The sequence below is a fragment of the Halomonas sp. PAMB 3232 genome (assembly GCF_031954225.1).
GTDB lineage: Bacteria > Pseudomonadota > Gammaproteobacteria > Pseudomonadales > Halomonadaceae > Vreelandella.
On sequence record NZ_CP134865.1, the window covers coordinates 249,418 to 267,514 of the forward strand.

General features: G+C 63.5%; 16 protein-coding genes. 11 read left to right on the forward strand and 5 right to left on the reverse strand.

Annotated elements, in window-relative coordinates; genetic code table 11:
- Nucleotides 1-12 precede the first annotated feature (12 nt).
- Nucleotides 13-903, reverse strand: a complete 891-nt coding sequence (locus tag RN346_RS01145) for a farnesyl diphosphate synthase (RefSeq protein ID WP_311961878.1) — start codon at nucleotides 901-903, stop codon at nucleotides 13-15.
- The gene (locus RN346_RS01150) at nucleotides 897-1,190 is read right to left on the reverse strand and encodes an exodeoxyribonuclease VII small subunit (RefSeq protein WP_311959458.1); all 294 of its coding nucleotides are present in this window, start codon (nucleotides 1,188-1,190) and stop codon (nucleotides 897-899) included. The genes RN346_RS01145 and RN346_RS01150 overlap by 7 nt, the downstream gene beginning before the upstream one ends.
- A 260-nt stretch (nucleotides 1,191-1,450) precedes the next feature.
- On the opposite strand from RN346_RS01150, the gene serA reads away from it, so the two are divergent.
- On the forward strand, nucleotides 1,451-2,695 hold the full coding sequence (gene serA / locus RN346_RS01155; RefSeq protein WP_311961879.1) for a phosphoglycerate dehydrogenase: 1,245 nt from the start codon (nucleotides 1,451-1,453) through the stop codon (nucleotides 2,693-2,695).
- Between the two features lie 72 nt (nucleotides 2,696-2,767).
- On the opposite strand, the gene RN346_RS01160 is transcribed toward serA, so the two are convergent.
- Nucleotides 2,768-3,454: a pirin family protein gene (locus tag RN346_RS01160; RefSeq protein WP_311961880.1), complete on the reverse strand. Its 687-nt coding sequence runs from the start codon at nucleotides 3,452-3,454 to the stop codon at nucleotides 2,768-2,770.
- 236 nt (nucleotides 3,455-3,690) lie between these two features.
- Here RN346_RS01160 and RN346_RS01165 point away from each other — a divergent pair, with 236 nt between their 5' ends.
- The 6 genes from RN346_RS01165 to RN346_RS01190 all read left to right on the forward strand — a co-directional run bounded on the left by RN346_RS01165 (nucleotide 3,691) and on the right by RN346_RS01190 (nucleotide 11,004).
- Entirely contained in the window at nucleotides 3,691-4,638 is a 948-nt protein-coding gene (locus RN346_RS01165) for a rhodanese-related sulfurtransferase (RefSeq protein WP_311961881.1), read from the forward strand.
- Between the two features lie 171 nt (nucleotides 4,639-4,809).
- A complete protein-coding gene (locus RN346_RS01170) occupies nucleotides 4,810-5,628 on the forward strand; it encodes an IclR family transcriptional regulator C-terminal domain-containing protein (RefSeq protein ID WP_311961882.1) in 819 nt (272 codons plus the stop codon).
- 42 nt (nucleotides 5,629-5,670) lie between these two features.
- Nucleotides 5,671-6,102 (forward strand): YqaA family protein, encoded by a 432-nt coding sequence (locus RN346_RS01175; RefSeq protein WP_311961883.1) that lies wholly within the window; start codon nucleotides 5,671-5,673, stop codon nucleotides 6,100-6,102.
- Nucleotides 6,103-6,274: 172 nt separating this feature from the next.
- Complete coding sequence (gene ybiO / locus RN346_RS01180; protein WP_311961884.1) at nucleotides 6,275-8,638, forward strand: mechanosensitive channel protein; 2,364 nt, start codon at nucleotides 6,275-6,277, stop codon at nucleotides 8,636-8,638.
- Between the two features lie 137 nt (nucleotides 8,639-8,775).
- A complete protein-coding gene (locus tag RN346_RS01185) occupies nucleotides 8,776-9,591 on the forward strand; it encodes a flagellin (RefSeq protein WP_311959469.1) in 816 nt (271 codons plus the stop codon).
- Nucleotides 9,592-9,630: 39 nt separating this feature from the next.
- The gene (locus tag RN346_RS01190) at nucleotides 9,631-11,004 is read left to right on the forward strand and encodes a VOC family protein (protein WP_311961885.1); all 1,374 of its coding nucleotides are present in this window, start codon (nucleotides 9,631-9,633) and stop codon (nucleotides 11,002-11,004) included.
- 3 nt (nucleotides 11,005-11,007) lie between these two features.
- Here the strand turns inward: RN346_RS01190 and RN346_RS01195 are convergent, their stop codons facing one another.
- Nucleotides 11,008-12,561: a BCCT family transporter gene (locus tag RN346_RS01195; protein WP_311961886.1), complete on the reverse strand. Its 1,554-nt coding sequence runs from the start codon at nucleotides 12,559-12,561 to the stop codon at nucleotides 11,008-11,010.
- Nucleotides 12,562-12,869: 308 nt separating this feature from the next.
- Here RN346_RS01195 and RN346_RS01200 point away from each other — a divergent pair, with 308 nt between their 5' ends.
- From RN346_RS01200 to RN346_RS01210, 3 genes are read left to right on the forward strand one after another with little or no spacing between them, the layout of a single operon-like run.
- Nucleotides 12,870-13,922 (forward strand): ABC transporter substrate-binding protein, encoded by a 1,053-nt coding sequence (locus tag RN346_RS01200; RefSeq protein WP_311961887.1) that lies wholly within the window; start codon nucleotides 12,870-12,872, stop codon nucleotides 13,920-13,922.
- The gene (locus tag RN346_RS01205) at nucleotides 13,922-14,704 is read left to right on the forward strand and encodes an ABC transporter ATP-binding protein (protein ID WP_263585432.1); all 783 of its coding nucleotides are present in this window, start codon (nucleotides 13,922-13,924) and stop codon (nucleotides 14,702-14,704) included. The genes RN346_RS01200 and RN346_RS01205 overlap by 1 nt, the downstream gene beginning before the upstream one ends.
- Before the next feature lie 10 nt (nucleotides 14,705-14,714).
- A complete protein-coding gene (locus RN346_RS01210) occupies nucleotides 14,715-15,479 on the forward strand; it encodes an ABC transporter permease (protein WP_263585431.1) in 765 nt (254 codons plus the stop codon).
- A 20-nt stretch (nucleotides 15,480-15,499) separates the two neighbouring features.
- Here the strand turns inward: RN346_RS01210 and RN346_RS01215 are convergent, their stop codons facing one another.
- Nucleotides 15,500-16,216: a DUF481 domain-containing protein gene (locus RN346_RS01215; RefSeq protein ID WP_311961888.1), complete on the reverse strand. Its 717-nt coding sequence runs from the start codon at nucleotides 16,214-16,216 to the stop codon at nucleotides 15,500-15,502.
- 152 nt (nucleotides 16,217-16,368) lie between these two features.
- On the opposite strand from RN346_RS01215, the gene RN346_RS01220 reads away from it, so the two are divergent.
- Complete coding sequence (locus RN346_RS01220) at nucleotides 16,369-18,066, forward strand: sensor histidine kinase (protein ID WP_311961889.1); 1,698 nt, start codon at nucleotides 16,369-16,371, stop codon at nucleotides 18,064-18,066.
- Nucleotides 18,067-18,097: the final 31 nt, after the last annotated feature.

An 18,097-nucleotide genomic window follows, 5' to 3' on the forward strand; every position in this document is an offset into this window, starting at 1 on the left:
GACAGCGCTCGTTTAGTGGTCGCGCTCGATCATGTAGGCGGCAAGCTCGATCAAGGGCGCGGCGTTCTCGCCAAGCCCCTCAAGCGCCGTTTGGGCCTCATCGACCAGCTCGCGCGCCTTCTGCCGGGCCCCCTCAAGGCCCAAAAGGCTCGAATAGGTAGGCTTGGCGCGCGCGGCGTCGGCGCCGGAAATCTTGCCAAGCGTGGCCGTATCGCCGGTCACGTCCAGCACATCGTCATGAATTTGAAAGGCTAGCCCAATGGCGCGGGCGTAGCGAGCCAGCGCCTCGAGGCGCGGGTCGTCCTCGTCGACGGCGCAAAGCCCACCCAGGCGCACCGCGGCTTCGATCAGCGCGCCGGTCTTGTGCGCGTGCATGTGCTTGAGTGCTTCGACATCGGGAAGCCCGCCCACGGCGGCCAGGTCCAGCGCTTGGCCGGCCACCATGCCCTGGCGCCCGGAGGCGACGGCCAGGGTGGTCACCATGGCGGCCAGGCGCGGCGGGCGCGGGCGCGCCAACACCTCGAAGGCGAGCGCCTGCAGAGCGTCGCCGGCGAGAATCGCGGTGGCCTCGTCATACGCCTTGTGCACGGTGGGCTGGCCGCGGCGCAGGTCGTCGTCGTCCATGGCCGGCAGGTCGTCATGGATCAGCGAGTAGGCGTGAATCAGCTCGATGGCGGCGGCCGGGGCGTCGAGCGCTTGGTCATCGGCGCCCAGCGCCTGGCCTGCCAGGTAGACCAGCAGTGGGCGCAGGCGTTTGCCGCCGACCAGCAGGCCGTGGCGCATCGCGGCGTCCAGGCGCGCATCGACGGCGCCGTCGGCCAAAAGCGCCTTCAGGGTGGCGTCGACTCGGGCGCGGCTGATGTCGCGGTGCTCGCTCAAGGAGATGGGGCGCTCGCTTACCATGGGGGCGTATCCTCGGCGTCGTCGGGGGAGGCGCTCGCCGCGGCGTCGGCCGGGCTCTCGAAAGGCGTTATCGTGAGCTTACCGTCGCCGTCTTCGCTCAGCGCGCGCACCTTGAGCTCGGCGCTGTCCAGGCGCTTCTGGGCATCGCGGGTAAGCTGCACGCCCTCTTCGAACGCGGTCAGCGCCTCTTCCAGAGAGAGTTCGCCTGATTCCAGCCGCTCCACCAGAGTTTCCAGGCGGGAAACCGTGGCGGCAAAATCCTGTGAAGGGGGAGTGGTATCGCTCATTGACCCGTGCCTGCCTGTTGGCGCCCATGCGTTGGGCGGCGAGTGTGCCTGCTATCGAGGCCACAGTATACACCCAGACCCAGAGGTGGTCTGCCCTTGCGCCCGCGGCGCGGCGCCTGCAACGTGCGCCGCGTTCATTTTGAAAACGCACACTTTTCATCCAGCCCAGGCGCCGGGAAAGGCGCGGGCTGTGCTACCATGGCCGCCTTTCATGAACCGATAAACGGCGCGCGTCGCCGACCATAGAGGTTGATTCAGTCATGGCCAAAACGTCCCTGGACAAGAGCAAGATCAAAATCCTGCTACTCGAGGGCGTCCACCAGAGCGCGGTGGACAATTTTCGCAACGCCGGATATGAAAATATCGAGCACCTGCCCACGTCGCTGGACGAAGAGGCGCTGATCGAGAAGATCCACGATGTTCACTTCATCGGCATTCGTTCGCGCACGCAGCTCAACGAGCGCGTGTTCGCCGCGGCCGAGAAGCTGGTGGCGGTTGGCTGTTTCTGTATCGGGACCAATCAGGTCGATTTGAACGCCGCGCTCAAGCGCGGGGTGGCGGTATTCAACGCGCCGTACTCCAATACCCGCTCGGTAGCGGAGCTCGTGCTGGCCGAAGCGATCATGCTGCTGCGCGGCATTCCGGAGAAAAACGCCCGCGCCCACCAGGGCGGCTGGCTGAAATCCGCCGCCAACTCCCACGAAGCGCGCGGCAAGACCCTGGGCATCGTCGGCTACGGCAGCATCGGCGCGCAGCTTTCGGTGCTGGCCGAGTCGCTGGGCTTTAGCGTCATCTATTATGATGTCATCACCAAGCTCGGCATGGGCAACGCAAGCCAGGTCGGCAGCCTCGAGGAGCTTCTGAGCCGCTCGGACGTGGTCAGCCTGCACGTGCCGGATCTGCCCTCCACGCGCTGGATGATCACCAAGAAAGAGATCGCGGCGATGAAACCCGGGGCGATCTTCATCAACGCCTCGCGCGGAAGCGTGGTCGAGATCGAGCCGCTGGCCGAGGCGATCAAGTCCGGTCATCTCAACGGCGCGGCGGTAGACGTCTTTCCGGTCGAGCCCAAGGGCAATAGCGAAACTTTCGAAAGCCCGCTGCGCGGTCTCGAGAACGTCATCCTCACCCCGCACATCGGCGGTTCGACCCTGGAAGCCCAGGAGAACATTGGCATCGAGGTGGCAGAGAAACTCACCACCTACTCCGACAACGGCACCACCATTACCTCGGTCAACTTCCCCGAAGTGGCACTGCCCGCGCACCCGGACAAGCACCGCCTTTTGCACATTCACGACAACGTGCCCGGCGTGATGTCCCAGATCAACCGCGTGCTCTCGGAAGACGGCATCAACATCTCCGGGCAGTACCTGCAGACCAACGAAAAGGTCGGCTACGTGGTGATCGACGTGGACAAGGCCTACGGCCCCCAGGCGCTGGAGGCGCTCAAGCAGGTCGAGCATACGCTGAAGATTCGCGTGCTCTACTCGGCGCAAAACAGCTAAGCCCGCAGGCTAATCACCGCTTCAAACCGGCCTCCCCTGGGAGGCCGGTTTTTTATGCGTCTTGTGCAGGCGTTACGCCAGATCGAACAGCAGCACATCGGCGCCGGCGGCGTCGGTCAGCTCGAGCGCCTCCGCGGGGGCGAGTGCGGCGGCGTCGCCAGCCCACAGACGCGCGCCGTTGACCGTGAGCTCGCCCTTGACCAGGTGCAGCCACGCATGGCGATGGGGCGGTGGGGTAGGCAGGTCGCCGTCGAACAGGCCGGTATACAGGTTGACGTCCTGATGCAGGCTGATCGACCCATTACGAGCGTTTTGCGAGGCGAGCAGGCACCACCGCTGCTCGCGCTCGGCGCGGGGGAAGTGCTTTTGCGCGTAGCTTGGCGCGATGCCGGGAGTGGCGGTTTCGATCCAGATCTGCAGAAAGTGTAGGCCTTGAGTGCTGGAGGCGTTGTACTCGCTGTGGCGCACGCCGGTACCGGCGGACATGCGCTGGACGTCCCCCGGGCGCATGGTTTCGCCATTGCCCAGGCTGTCCTCGTGCGCCATCTCACCGTCGAGCACCCAAGAGATGATCTCCATGTCGCGGTGCGGGTGAGTGCCGAAGCCGTGCCCCGGGGCGACGCGGTCCTCGTTGATGACCCGCAGCGCGCGAAAGCCCATGTGCGCCGGGTCCATGTAATTGGCGAACGAAAACGTGTGGTACGAGCGCAGCCAGCCGTGGTCGGCGTAGCCGCGATCCTCCGAGCGGCGAATTTTCATGAAGGTTCTCCGTGTCGATCCAGGGCATTAACCAATGCCGCTCACTATACGCCCGCCGCCGGGCGGGCAAAGTGATGCTTTTCTCTCGATCGCGTCGATAAAATCGATCGATACCCGGCAAGCCCGTTTGATCTGCGTCAATCCGCCAGGCTGCCCTCGGGCAAGGCTTTACGTTAGAATGGGCGCGTTTTTTGACCCGGTCCGCCCTTTGCGAGGGCGACTACCAGGAGCGTTTCATGACCCAACCTTCCTCGACGGCCCCCATCGTGGTGGCCGCGCTGTATAAATTCGTCACCCTGAACGACTTCGAGGCGCTGCGCGAGCCGCTTAGACAGACCATGGTCGATCACGGCGTGAAAGGCACGCTGCTGCTCGCCCGCGAGGGCATCAACGGCACCGTGGCCGGCTCGCGCGAGGGCATCGACGCGCTGCTCGAGTGGCTGAGTAGCGATGAGCGCCTTGCGGATCTCGACCACAAGGAGTCCTTTTGTGACGAGATGCCGTTTTATCGCACCAAGGTGAAGCTCAAGCGCGAGATCGTCACCCTGGGCGTCGACGGCGTCGACCCCAACGACACCGTGGGTACTTACGTCGAGCCGGAGCAGTGGAACGACGTGATCAGTGATCCGGAAGTGCTGGTCATCGACACGCGCAACGACTACGAAGTGGAGATCGGCAGCTTCGAAGGCGCCGTCGACCCCAAAACCGCTACCTTTCGTGAGTTTCCCGAGTACGTTCGCAAGCATTACGACCCGGCCAAACACAAGAAGGTCGCCATGTTCTGCACTGGCGGCATTCGCTGCGAGAAGGCGTCGAGCTTCATGTTGAACGAGGGCTTCGAAGAGGTGTTCCACCTCAAGGGCGGCGTGCTGAACTATCTCGAAAAAGTGCCCGAGGAGCAGTCGCTGTGGCGCGGTGAGTGTTTCGTGTTCGACAACCGCGTCACCGTGCGCCACGACCTGAGCGAAGGTGCTTTCGAGCAGTGCCACGCCTGCCGCCGGCCGATTTCCGAAGAGGATATGGCGGATGCGGCTTATGAGCCCGGTATCAGCTGCCCGCACTGCATCGACTCGCTGCCGGAGAAGACCCGCGCGGCGGCCCGCGAGCGCCAGCGCCAGATCGATCTGGCCAAGGCCCGCGGCGAGCCCCACCCGCTTGGCCATGACCAGCGCCGGCGCGCCTGAGCCGCCTTACTCTCCAGTTGCTCGTTCGATAGCGCCGGTGGGCGCTATCGGCGTTTTTAGCGCCAGAATGGGATTTATTTCCGCAAACGCGACATTCACCAGCGCCTCGCGTTATCCTGCTCGTTTTGCGCGGCGAGCGCTGCGCGGCAATCGAGTCAAGGAGAACGTACGGTGAGTGAGGCCAAGCGCAGGTCCGTAGGACGCCCGGCCGGGGCCGCGAAAGCCAGCGGTGGGCACAGCCAGTCGTTGGTACGCGGCTTGACGCTGCTCGAGCATCTGGCGGCAAGCCCGCTGGGGATGGCGCTTTCCGAGCTCGCCGAGACGGCGGCGCTTGCGCCTTCGACCACCCACCGCCTGCTTCAGGCGCTGCAAAGCCAGGGCTTCGTCACCCAGGAAGGCGAGCAGGGGCTTTGGCGCATCGACGTCAAGACGTTTCGCATCGGCAATAGCTTTCTCGAGGCGCGTGACGTGGTCGCCACCAGCCGCCCGTTTCTGCGCCGCCTGACCGCGGACACCGGCGAAACCGCCAACCTCGGCATTCGCGACGGCGCTACGGCCGTGTTTCTCGCCCAGCACGAATCCACCCAGATGATGCGGATGATCACCAAACTCGGCTCCCGCGCGCCGCTGCACGCCTCCGGCGTGGGCAAGGCGCTGTTGGCCGGCATGAGCGACGACGAGCGCGCCGAGCTCCTGAAAGGCGATGCGCTGTCGCGCGTCACCCCCAATACCTTCTTCGACCCCGAGGCGATCGAGGCGGAAGTGCGCACCATCCGCGCCCAGGGCTTCGCCTGCGACCGCGAAGAGCACGCCATTGGCCTTCACTGCGTGGCGGCCTGCATCTTCGATGAACGGCGCATGCCGCTGGCGGCGATCTCCGTGTCCGGACCGATGGCGCGCATTCCCGAAGAGCGCCTGATGGCGCTGGGGGCGCTGGTGCGTGAGGCGGCGAACAACATCACCGCCCGGCTCGGCGGCCGGCTGCCCTAGCTCGCAGCGTACCGAATTTCTCTCCCGTAGCGCCTGACGCCCGTGTTCAGCCTTTTCTGGGTCGCGCTCTTGAGCGCCACGCTTTTGCCCGGCGGCTCCGAGGTGTGGCTTGCCCGCCAGTGGTGCCAGGGCGAGCCCTGGGCGGCGCTTTGGCTGGTGGCCACGCTCGGTAATACGCTGGGCAGCCTGATCAACGTGGCCCTGGGCCGCTACGCCCGCCGATTCCAGCACCGGCGCTGGTTTCCCGCCTCTTCCGCCCAGCTTGCCCGCGGCAGCCGCTGGTACCAGCGCTTTGGCGCCTACAGTTTGCTGCTGAGCTGGGTGCCGATCATCGGCGACCCGCTCACCGTGGTGGCCGGACTTTTACGCCTTGAGTGGTGGCGTGCGGTGGCGCTGATCCTGCTGGCCAAGGGCGCGCGCTACGCGCTGGTGCTGGCGTTTTCCGCGCAGTGGCTGGCGCCTTACTGTCTTTAATGCCTGCGGCGGATAACCCGCCAAAGGCCGCCCATGTTACCCTGCCACGCGCTGCATGGGGCGCTACAAAAAGGCGCTGCGCTGGACGCGGCGCGCCTGCCCGCTATGATTTGCATAACGCGGCTAAGCCGTTAGATTGAATACACTACCTCACCCAAAGGGAGACTCCGGTGTGACGCCATCACGTTTACTACCCTGGCTGGGCGTTTGGCTGCTTGCGCTTTTTGCCATGATGAGCCCGGCGCTGGCTCAAACCACGCTTAGCGCCGACGACGAAACCGCCGACTCGCCTCCCTCCTACGAGGCGCTGGCCGACCTGCTCGAAAACGATCAGGCGCGTCAGGAGCTCATCGAACGTCTGCGCAGTGAAGCCTCTTCGCTGCCGGGCGGGCTCGATGCCGAACTCTCGCCGGAAGCCGCCGCCGAAGGGGGCAATCTGGCCCCGGAAGAGGTGTCGCTGCCACGCCAGCTCGCCGAGCTCACCAGCAACGTGGTGGGCAATATCGGCTCCCAGCTCGAGCAGGCGGCGGGCGTCGTCACCGGAATCTTTAGTGGCCAGGGCGGCAGCACCTTCGACAGCGCGGCCTTCATCACTGCGGCGATCAATCTGGGCATCGTGATCGCCTCCACCTTCGTCGTTTTCATGCTGTTTCGGCGGCTGGCGAAGTCGCTGTTCACCAAGCTCAGCGGCTGGTCGCAGCACGGCGAGCGCTCGATCTCGATTCTGCGTCTGATCGGCTGCGTGATCGTCGCCGCGCTGATCGATGCGCTGATCATCGGTGCGGCCTACGTGGCGGGTAATTTGATCGCGACCTTCGCCGTGGGCGAAACCGGCGAGCTCTCCACGCGCGCCTCGCTGTTCCTCAACGCCTTTCTGGTCATCGAGCTGATCAAGGCCGCGTTTCGCATGCTCTTCTCGTCGCGCTATGAAGGGCTGCGCCTGCTGCCCATCTCGGCGAAAGAGGCCGGCTATTGGAACAGCTGGATTGCCCGGCTGGTCGGCATGGTCGGCTACGGCCTGATGGTCGTGGTACCGCTGATCAACTTCTATATCGCCCCGGCGTTGGGGCAGGCGGTTGGCACGCTGATCATGGTATTGGCCTTCATCTACGCCGTCGCCGTGGTGCTGAGAAACCGCGTGCGCCTGCGCGACAACCTGAACGGCATGAGCCGTCAGAGCACGATGGCGGCGAGCCGCGTCTCCCTGAAGCTCTTTGCCCGTACCTGGCATTTGTTCGCGCTGCTCTATTTTTTGATCGTGTTCGTGCTGGTGCTGGTGCGCCCGGGCGACGCGCTGCCCTTCGTGCTGTTCGCCACGCTCAAAACGCTGGTCGCGGTGGTCGTCGGTATTCTGCTTTCGAGCTTCTTGACCCAGTTCATCGGTCGGCGTATCGAGCTCTCCGATGACTTGCGCCGCAAGCTTCCGATGCTCGAACACCGGCTCAATAGCTATATTCCCAACGCGCTGCGCGTGATTCGCGTCATCATTCTGGTGGCCGTGATCATGGTGGTACTGGATGCCTGGGGCGCCTTCAATCTGGCCGCCTGGTACGCCTCCGAGCGCGGCGTTTTGATCGTGGGTCGATTGATCAGCATCGCGGTAATTCTCATCGTCTCGCTGGGTATTTGGCTGGCGCTGGCGAGTCTGATCGAGCACAAGCTCAACCCGGAAACCGGTGGCGGCGAGCCCTCGGCGCGGGCCAAAACGCTTTTGAGCCTGTTCCGTAACGCCCTGGCGATCGCCATGGTGACCATCACCGGCATGATTTTGCTCTCGGAAATCGGCATCAACATCGGCCCGCTGATCGCCGGTGCCGGGGTGCTGGGTCTGGCGATCGGTTTCGGCGCCCAGAAACTGGTGCAGGACGTGATCACCGGCGTGTTCATCCAGATCGAAAACGCCATGAACACCGGCGACGTGGTCACGGTGGGCGGTATCACCGGCACCGCGGAGCGTTTGAGCATTCGCTCGGTGGCGATTCGCGATCTCTCCGGTACCTACCACATCGTGCCCTTCTCGAGCGTGGATACCGTCTCGAACTACATGCGCGAGTACGGCAACCACGTAGGCGAGTACGGCATCGCTTACCGCGAGAGCATCGATTACGCCATCGAGCAGCTCCAGCTCGCCTTCGAGGATCTCAAGGCCAGCGAAGAGCACGGCTTCAAGCTCTTGGCGGACATGACCGTGGCCGGCGTGACCGCACTTGCCGACAGCTCGGTGAACATCCGGGTCGTCATCAAGACCACGCCGGGCGATCAGTGGGGCGTGGGCCGGGCCTTCAACCGGCTGGTCAAGATGCGCTTCGACGAAGCCGGCATCGAGATCCCGTTCCCGCACACCACGCTCTACTTCGGCGAGGACCGCGACGGCAAGGCACCGCCCGCGAACCTGCGGATTCTGGACTCGACCGCCAGGGAGAAGAGCGCGGTGCAAACGCCCCTCTCCGAGGCGACGCCGCCCAGCCAGCAGACCAGCGAGGCGGACCACAAGACGCCGCACCACGACGACGTGGACGACGCCGACGAGACCTGAGTCGTTCAAGGACTCGTCAGTACGACCAGCGGGGCCGCCTTCGGGCGGCCCCGCTGCGTTTGGACTGCTCATGTTTTCCCGGGTTGGGCCGATAACGTCTAAAAGCGGTTCCCATTGCGAGGGCCCGGATCACCTCCATGTTCAGCCTTGTCACCAACGTCTCGTCGCTGACGGCGCAAAAGCATCTGCGCATCAACCAGCAGGCGATGCAAACCTCCATGCAGCGGCTTTCGTCGGGGCTGCGGATCAATAGCGCTAAAGACGATGCGGCGGGGCAGGCGATCGCCAACCGGATGGGCGCGCAGATTCGCGGTATGGACCAGGCCATGCGCAACACCCAGGACGGCATTTCGATGGTGCAGACCGCCGAAGGCACCCTCGATCAGATCAACGACAACCTGCAGCGTATTCGCGAGCTTTCCGTGCAGGCGGGCAACGGCACCTACAACGCGAGCGACCTGCGCTCGCTGCAGGACGAAATCGACCAGCGCCTCGAGGAGATCGACCGGCTCGCCGGGCAGAGTGATTTCAACGGCGTGGGGTTAATGGAAGATAAGACCCTCAACATCCAGGTGGGCGCCAACAGCGGCGATACCATCGGTGTGCGCTTGCAGGCGATGGGCGTGGACGCGCTGGGACTCACCGGTTTCAGTGTGCTCAGAGACAGCGCCACCGACAACCCCACCGGCGTCCTCGATACCGCCCTCGGCAAGCTCGACCGCCAGCGAAGCTATTTCGGTGCAGTGCAAAACCGCTTCGAAAGCGTCATCGAAGGTCTCGACAACTCGATCGTCAATCTCTCCGCCGCCCAATCGCGCATTCAGGACACCGACTACGCCCGCGAGGTCTCACACCTGGTTCGCGCCCAGATTCTCCAGCAGGCAGGCATAGCGATCCTCGCTCAGGCCAATCAGCAGGGGCAGATGATCTTGCGGTTGTTGCAGGGGCTTTAGCATACTGCTGTGCACTAGCCACTCGAGGTCGAGGTGTTCATGCAAACTCCCAATATGGTGTCATCCGATACGATTCGCACGCGTTTTTCGAGCGCCATGTCGGCCATGTATCAGGCAGAGGTGCCTCAGTACGGCACGCTGCTCGAGCTGGTCGTCGAGGTCAATCGCGAAACGCTCGAACACTCGCCAACGCTTCGCCGCCGGTTGCAGGCCCAGGGCGAGCTCGACCGGCTCGATGTGGAGCGCCACGGCGCCATTCGAGTGGGCACGGCCGACGAGCTTGCCACGCTTGCGCGTCTGTTCGCGGTGATGGGCATGATGCCGGTCGGCTATTACGATCTGTCAGAGGCGGGCGTGCCGGTTCATTCGACGGCCTTTCGTCCGGTGGAGGATGAAGCACTTTCGCGCAATCCCTTTCGCGTGTTCACCTCGCTCCTGCGTCTGGAGCTGATCGAAAGCGAGTCCCTGCGCCAGCGCGCGGCTGATATCCTGGCCAAACGCGATATCTTTACTCCCAAAGTGCGCGAGCTGATTGCCCTGTTCGAGGCTCAGGGCGGGCTGGATGACGCGCAAACCGATCAGTTCGTCGAACAGGCGTTGGAGACCTTTCGCTGGCATCAGGACGCAACGGTGGATCTGGCGACCTATCAGGCGCTTTGCGACGAACACCGGCTGATCGCCGATGTGGTCTGCTTTCGCGGGCCGCACATCAACCACCTGACCCCGCGCACGCTGGATATTGACGAGACCCAGCGGCGCATGCCGGACAAGGGCATTTCACCCAAGGCTGTGATCGAAGGGCCGCCGCGCCGGCAAAGCCCGATTCTGCTACGCCAAACCAGTTTCAAGGCACTGGAAGAGCGTATTCGCTTCGAAGGCGATACGGCGGGCACCCATACAGCGCGCTTTGGAGAGATCGAGCAGCGCGGCATGGCGCTGACGCCAAAAGGACGCGCACGTTACGACGAGCTATTGAGGCAGGCGCGCAGCCAGACCGCCGGTCTCGACAACGAAGCGCATCAGCGCGTGCTGGAAGAAGTATTTTCAGCGCTTCCGGATAGCGATGAAGCGATGCGCCGTGAAGGGCTTGCCTACTTCCACTACCATCTGACCGAGGCGGGAAACAGCGCTCGAGCGGTGGGCAAAACCGATGTACAGACGTTGATCGCGCAGGGGCTGATCGAGGCCCAGCCTATCACCTACGAGGATTTTCTCCCCGTCAGCGCGGCGGGCATCTTTCAGTCCAACCTGGGGGAGGGGCAGCAGGGAACGTATCGGGCAAACGCCAACCGAGAGGCGTTCGAAGAGGCGCTGGGCGCCCCCGTGACCAGCGAGCTTGCGCTTTACGCCGAGCGCGAGCGCGCCTCACTGGCGTTCGCGCTCGAGCGGTTGGGGGCACGTCTTGCCGAGTGAGCATCAGTCGATAATTCCCTGCTCGCGGGCCATCGCAAACGCGGCTTGCGGGCCGTTCCAGAGCGAGGGCAGCAGGAACAACGAGACCGGCACGGCGGTGATGACGATGAACTGCTGGAGGGCGGCGATCTGGCCTTCACGCATGGCCAGAAGCACCGCGGCCATGATCGCCATGATCACGCCCCAGAAGGCGCGCAGAAAGCGGCTGGGCTCGTCGTGACCGGCGCCGACCATGGCGATGGAGTAGCTCATCGAGTCGCCGGTCGTGGCGACGAAGATCGTGGTCAGCAGCAAAATCGCCAGCGCCATCCAGGTGCCGCCGGGCAGCGCTTTGGCCACGGTGAGCGTGGCGATGTCGAACTGGAAGGCCTGCAGGGCATCGCTTAAATCGATCGCGCCGGTCATTTGATAGAAGATGCCGGAGCCGCCGAGCAGCGTGAACCACACCGTGGTGGCAATGGGCGCGATGACCGACACGGCGAGGATCATTTCGCGAATGGTACGCCCGCGGGAAATTCGCGCGACGAAAATCGCCATCAGCGGCGCAAAGGCGATGAACCAGGCGTAGAAGAAGACGATCCACCACTGCATCCACTCCGCCGGGGCGGTTTCCGCGGTCATGGTGACCATCTTGAAGAAGTCGCCCAGATAAGTGCCCATGCCGGCGAAGTAGCTGTTGAACAAAAACAGCGTCGGGCCGAACACGAAGATCACTGCGCCAATGATGAGCGCCAGGATGACGTTGAAGCGGCTGAGAAGCTGCATGCCTTTCTGCACGCCGCTCACCGACGACAGTATGTAGACCACGCCCAGTACGACCAGCACGGCCAGTTTGGTATAGAAGTTGTTGGGCAACCCGAACAGGTCGTGCAAGCCAAAGCTCACTTGGGTTGCCAGAAAGCCGACCGGCCCGACGGTGCCCGCGACCACCGCAATGACGCAGCAGGCGTCGATCAGCCCACCCAGCGGGCCGCGCAGCAAGCGCTCGCCCAGCACCGGATAGAGCAGGGTGCGCGGCTGCAGCGGCTGGCCTTTCACGTAGTGGGCGTGGGCCAGCACGATCGCGGTGAGCGAGCCCAGAATCGCCCAGCCGACGAAGCCCCAGTGGGTGAAGGATTGCGCCAGCGCCCCGGGTACCGCGGCGGGCACGCCCGGGTCGGTGTCGAAGGCCGGCGGCACGACCACGAAGTGGTAAATCGGCTCACCGGCGGCGAAGAACACGCCGCCGCCGGCCAAAAGCGTACACAGAATGATCGAGATCCACTTGAACGTGCTCAATTCTGGTGCATCTAGGTTGCCGATTTTGGCTTTGCCCGCCGGCGACAGCGCAATACCGATGGCGATGAAGAAGGTCACCAGCATCATGAATTGGAAGTAGGTGCCGAACTTGAGCGCGCTCCAGGCGAAGCCCTGGCTGATGGTGTCAGCAACCAGATTCAGGTCATAGAAAGAGAAGGCAAGGAAAGCGACGATAAATCCGATACTTAGGATAAGTACTACGGGGTCGCCTAGCGTAGAACGCCTGCGGCTGTCAGCGTCGTGAGCCGATGGTTTCATCAAGAAGAACACCTTTGGTGGGACGAGAAGAAAACGCGTCAGTGCGTAAATCGCGGGTAAAAAAAAGCGCCATTGGGGAAATGGCGCGAGGACAGGAAACAGTGTTTAGTATACAAGCCGAGTAGACGAAAGTCGAATATGTTTTTCTTTGGTGCGTAAAAAAAGGTTCGCGCACCGTTTGGGCGCGCCCGTGACACGGTGGCTTCTTCGAGGCGCACTTCAAGCTGCTGAATTCATTGAGATTGCTTGGGTCTGGCAGCGTTGCTGCAACGCTCAAACCATTTTCATTTGTATACAAGGTGCTCTCGATGACTCATCGCAATAGCTCGTTCGGGGTAAAAAAAGCGCTCTGGCTAGGCCACGCCTGCGCACTGGCGATGGTGCCCTCGGTTACGTTGGCCGACACGCCGATTCGTTTTCAGCTGGACTGGCGCTTCGAGGGCCCGGCCGCGCCTTTTTTGATGGCCGAGGAGAAGGGCTATTTCGCCGAAGAGGGCCTGGACGTACAGATCGATTCCGGCAGCGGCTCGGCCGGGGCGGTCAACCGGGTGGCCTCCGGCGCCTACGAAATGGGCTTTGGCGATTTGAACGCGGTGATCGAGTTTCTGGCTGAAAACCCGGAGGGCCCCGGTGTTCACGGGGTCTACGTACTCTACGACGGCACGCCCGCGGCGGTCTTTGCGCGCAAGGACCGGGGCATCGACACCCCGGCGGATTTGGCCGGTAAAACCATTGCCGCGCCTACCTTCGATACGGGCTACCGCGCCTGGGACGCCTTTGCCGCGGCCAACGATCTCGCCCCGGACGCAGTAACGTGGCAAAACGTCGACCCCACGCTTCGCGAAACGCTGCTGATGCGCGGCGACGTCGATGCCATTACGGGCTTCTACTTCACCAGCCTGCTGAATCTGGAAGAGCGCGGCATGAGCGAAGAGGATCTGACGATCATGGCGTTCCCCGAGTTCGGCGTGCCGATCTACGGTAATGCCATCATCGCAAGCGACGCCTTCGCCCAGGCGCATCCCGAGGCGGTGGAAGGCTTCTTGCGCGCCTTCAACCGAGCGCTGGCGGAGACGATCGACGACCCCGAAGCCGCGGTGGCGTACGTCAGCGAGCGCGATGGCTTGATCGATGCCGCCGTCGAGACCAAGCGTTTGGAGCTTGCCATCGATAGCGTCATCGACACGCCCTACACGCGTGCCAACGGCGTGGGCGACGTCGACGAAGAGCGCCTGGGCCAGGCGATCGAGCTGGTCGCCGACATTTATGATTTACCCACCGTGCCGACGCCGGAACAGGTGTTTAGCTCACGGTATCTTCCCGCTGCCGAGGACCGGGCGCTGTTTTCGGAGGCCGAGTAATGGGGCAGGCGTTCGTTCACTTTGACGATGTCAGCCTCTCCTATGACGGCGTGGAGAACGCCATCGAGCAGATCGACCTGTCGATTCATGAAGGTGAGTTCGTCGCTTTCGTGGGGCCATCGGGGTGCGGTAAATCGACCTTCATGAAGCTCTGCACCGGGCTCAAAGCCCCAGGTAGCGGCACCGTGAGCGTGGATGGTGACCCGGTGACCGGCCCGCTCAAGATCACCGGCATGGCGTTTCAAAACGCCAATCTGCTGCCCTGGCGCACCACGCTCGATAACGTCCTGCTGCCGCTGGAGATCGTCAAACCCTACCGCCATCAGTTTCGCCGCCGCCGCGACGAGTTCGTCGGCTGGGCGCGCGAGCTTCTGGAAACCGTTGGGCTAAAAGGCTACGAGGATAAATACCCCTGGCAGCTCTCCGGCGGTATGCAGCAGCGCGCCTCGATCTGCCGGGCGCTGATCCACCGGCCGAAACTGCTGATGCTCGACGAGCCCTTCGGCGCGCTCGATGCCTTCACCCGAGAAGAGCTCTGGTGCGTGCTGCGCGATTTGTGGGAGGCGCAGCGCTTTACCGTGGTGCTGGTCACTCACGACCTGCGTGAAGCCGCGTTTCTGGCCGATACCGTCTACGTCATGAGCCGCCGCCCGGGCCGGGTGATCGAGCAGCGCGCGATCGACCTGCCGCGCCCGCGCTCGATCGACTCCACCTACGAAAAGCCCTTTATCGATCTGGTACACGCATTGCGAAGCCGGATCGGCGACGTGCGTGCAAGCTAAAAGGTGTCTTATGAAACGACCGGGTAAAACCACCGAGCGGCTGGCGCCCTGGATCGCCGTGGCAGTGCTGGTGCTGGTATGGGAGGCCGCAGTGCGGCTTTTCGATGTACCAGGCTTCATCTTCCCAAGCGCGCTGGACACCGCCCAAGCGCTCGTCGACTACGCCGGGCCCATCGGGCGTCACTCCTGGCAAACCTTCTGGACCACGCTGATCGGCTTTGGCCTCGGCGTGGCGGTGGGGCTGGTGCTGGGCTTCATCATCGGCTCGTCACGTTTTCTGTATAACGCCTGCTACCCGCTGCTGGTCGGCTTCAACGCCATTCCCAAGGTCGCCTTCGTGCCCATCCTGGTGGTCTGGTTCGGCATCGGCTCGATCCCGGCGATCCTGACCGCCTTTTTGATCTGCTTTTTCCCCATCGTGGTCAACGTGGCCACGGGCCTTGCCACGCTGGAGCCGGAGATGGAGGACGTGCTGCGCGTGCTCGGTGCGCGGCGCATCGACGTGCTGCTCAAGGTCGGCATGCCGCGCTCGCTGCCCTACTTTTTCGCCTCGCTGAAGGTGGCGATCACACTCGCCTTCGTGGGGACCGTGGTGTCGGAAACCGTGGCGTCGAATCAGGGGATTGGCTATCTGATGATGAGCGCCGGCTCGCAGATGCGCATGGGGCTGGTGTTTGCGGGCTTGATCGTGATCAGCGCCATGGCGATGGTGATGTACGAGCTGTTCGCGGTGCTGGAAAAGCGCATGACGGCCTGGGCGCACCGCGGTCAGTAAGGGGGGGGATGCGCATCGCCTTACCAGCGGTACAGAAACGAGGCGCTGGTGGTGTTGTCGGTGCGCTCGATGGTATCCGGCGGCGGCTGTGAGTTGTGCTTGATCTCGTGGGACAAGCGCATCGAGATGCGCGGCGTCACCCGAGCGGTCAGGGCGGTGAAGGAGCGTGAAGTGGTGTTTTCCGACGTGTACTCGACGGACATCTCCTGCTCGAAATCCGTGCCCTCGGCGAACCCGAAACGATACGCCAGCGCAGTGTAGGCGACGGCCAAGCGCTGATCGTCGTACTCGCGCAGCCGGTCATTGCGATAGCCCGGGCCCGCCTCGAGCGACAGCGACTGTCTATCGCCTGCAAGCAGCTGGCGCCCGTAGCCGCCGATCACCGAGAGCTGCTGGTCGTAGCCGGCGAAGCGGTCCTTTTCCCAGCGGGCGAAGCCGAACAGATAGTGCGGGCCGTTGAAATCAAAGCGTTCGCGCCCGGCCAGCAGATACTGCTCGGCGCTGGTTTCGCCATCCTTGGTAACGTTTCTGACCTCACCGCGCAGCGAGTGGGTCAAGTCGCCGGTCAGCCAGGTCAAGCGGGCCTTGCCGATCAGCGTCTGGCTGTCGGTATTGCCCGAAAGATGGGTGAAGCCGAGTTCGGCATCGCCGGTGAAGTTCGGTGAACTGTCATCCGGCGGGGGCGGGGCGTAGAACGGGTTGGCCAGCGCTGCACCAGCCAAGAGCGGCCAGCTCATCAGTACACTGCTTCTCAATAAAGTAAGCACGTTACCTTCTTTTCCAGAATCCACGAAAGCGAACCACGCCCGGTCGCGCAAAAGCGCCATAGATTACCCCGGCTTTGGCCTGCGTGCCATAATGACGCTTTTGCGCCCGCTGAGTTCCCCCCATGACGTTGTCACGGCCTTCGCTTGCCGATTTGAAACCCGGCCAGCGGCCCCGCTCACGGCGCCGCTGGTACAAACGCAGCTTTCGCCTGCAGGTCATGCTGCTGGTGGGACTGTTGCTGGCCGGTATGCTGCTGGCCCAGGGCACGTATCTGAATCACCGCAAGGCCGACATCGTCACCGCCCAGATGGGCGAGCGGGCGCTGGCGGTGGCGAACACCGTGGCGAGCATGCCGAGCATCGTCGCCGCCTTTGACACCGACGACCCGGCGCGCATCATCCAGCCCCTGGCCGAGCGGGTGCGCATGGAAACCGGCGCCCGCTACGTGGTGGTGGGCAATACCCAGTCGATTCGCTACTCCCACCCCGTGCCGGAGCGCCTTGGCCAGCGCATGGTCGGCGGCGACAACGACCAGGCGCTTCGCGATGGGCGATCCTACGTCTCTGAGGCGACTGGCACGCTGGGCACGGCGATGCGCGGCAAGGCGCCGATTCGAGACGAGGCGGGCAACATCATTGGGCTGGTCTCGGTGGGCTTTCTGGTCGACCGGGTGGAGATGGATGCGGCGCGCTACACAAGCCTTGGCTGGATGCTGGTGGGCCTGATGATTCTGCTCGGTTTCGCCGGGGCGTACGTGCTCTCCCAGCACTTGAAAAAGGTGATCCTCGGGCTCGAGCCCTACGAGATCGCCCGGCTCGCGCTTGAGAAAGAGGCCATTTTGCAGTCCATCCACGAAGGCATTCTGGCGGTGAACCGGGAAGGAAACATTACGCTGGTGAACCAGCAGGCGCGCCGGCTAATGGAGCTGCCCGATGACCAGGCGCTGCTGGGCCAGCCGATTCGCGAGGTGGTGCCCAACTCGAGGCTTTTAGAGGTGCTCAAGCGTGGCGAGCAGGAGTTCGACCAGCAGATGTGGCTGGGTGATCATCCGGTGGTGGTCAACCGCGTGCCGATCATCGACGAGGGCGAGGTCGAAGGGGCGGTGGCGACCTTTCGAAGCCGGCGCGAAATCGTCGATCTATCCGAGGCGCTGACCCAGGCGAGTCGCGATGTCGACATGCTGCGCGCTCAGGCCCACGAGTTCTCCAACAAGCTCTACACCATTTCCGGGCTTTTGCAGCTCGGGCGTGTTGAGGAGGCGCTCAAGCTGATCCACCAGGAGAGCGAGCGCGCGCAAAAACAGATGAGCTTTTTGATGAGCCACGTGGCAGACACGGTGCTAAGCGGCACGCTTTTGGGCAAGCTGACCCGGGCCCGTGAGCTTGGCGTGGCGCTCGAGATCGACGAGCAGAGCTCGCTCTCTCAGCCGCTGACCCCGAGCGGCCAGGAGGCGATGATGACCGTGGTGGGGAATTTGCTCGACAACGCTTTCTTTGCCGCGCTTCACGGCCCCCGCGCGGATTCACCGACGGTGCGGCTGTTCTTTACCGATCTGGGCGAGCAGCTCGTCATCGAGGTGGACGACAACGGTCCGGGCGTGTCCGCCGAGCACGTCGAGTCGATTTTCAGCGAGGGCTTTTCGACCAAGACCGGCCAGCACCAGGGGTTGGGCCTGGCCCTGGTCGCGCGGCTTTGCCGGCAGTACGGGGAAAGCGTCACACTCGAGGAGAGCGAGCTGGGCGGAGCCTGCTTCATCGCCGTACTGAACCGTTCGCTGTGCGTGCAGGCCGGGCCCGAGCCGCCCGTGGTAGACTGCTAAGCCAGCGCGACGCATCACGTCAGTGCCATAA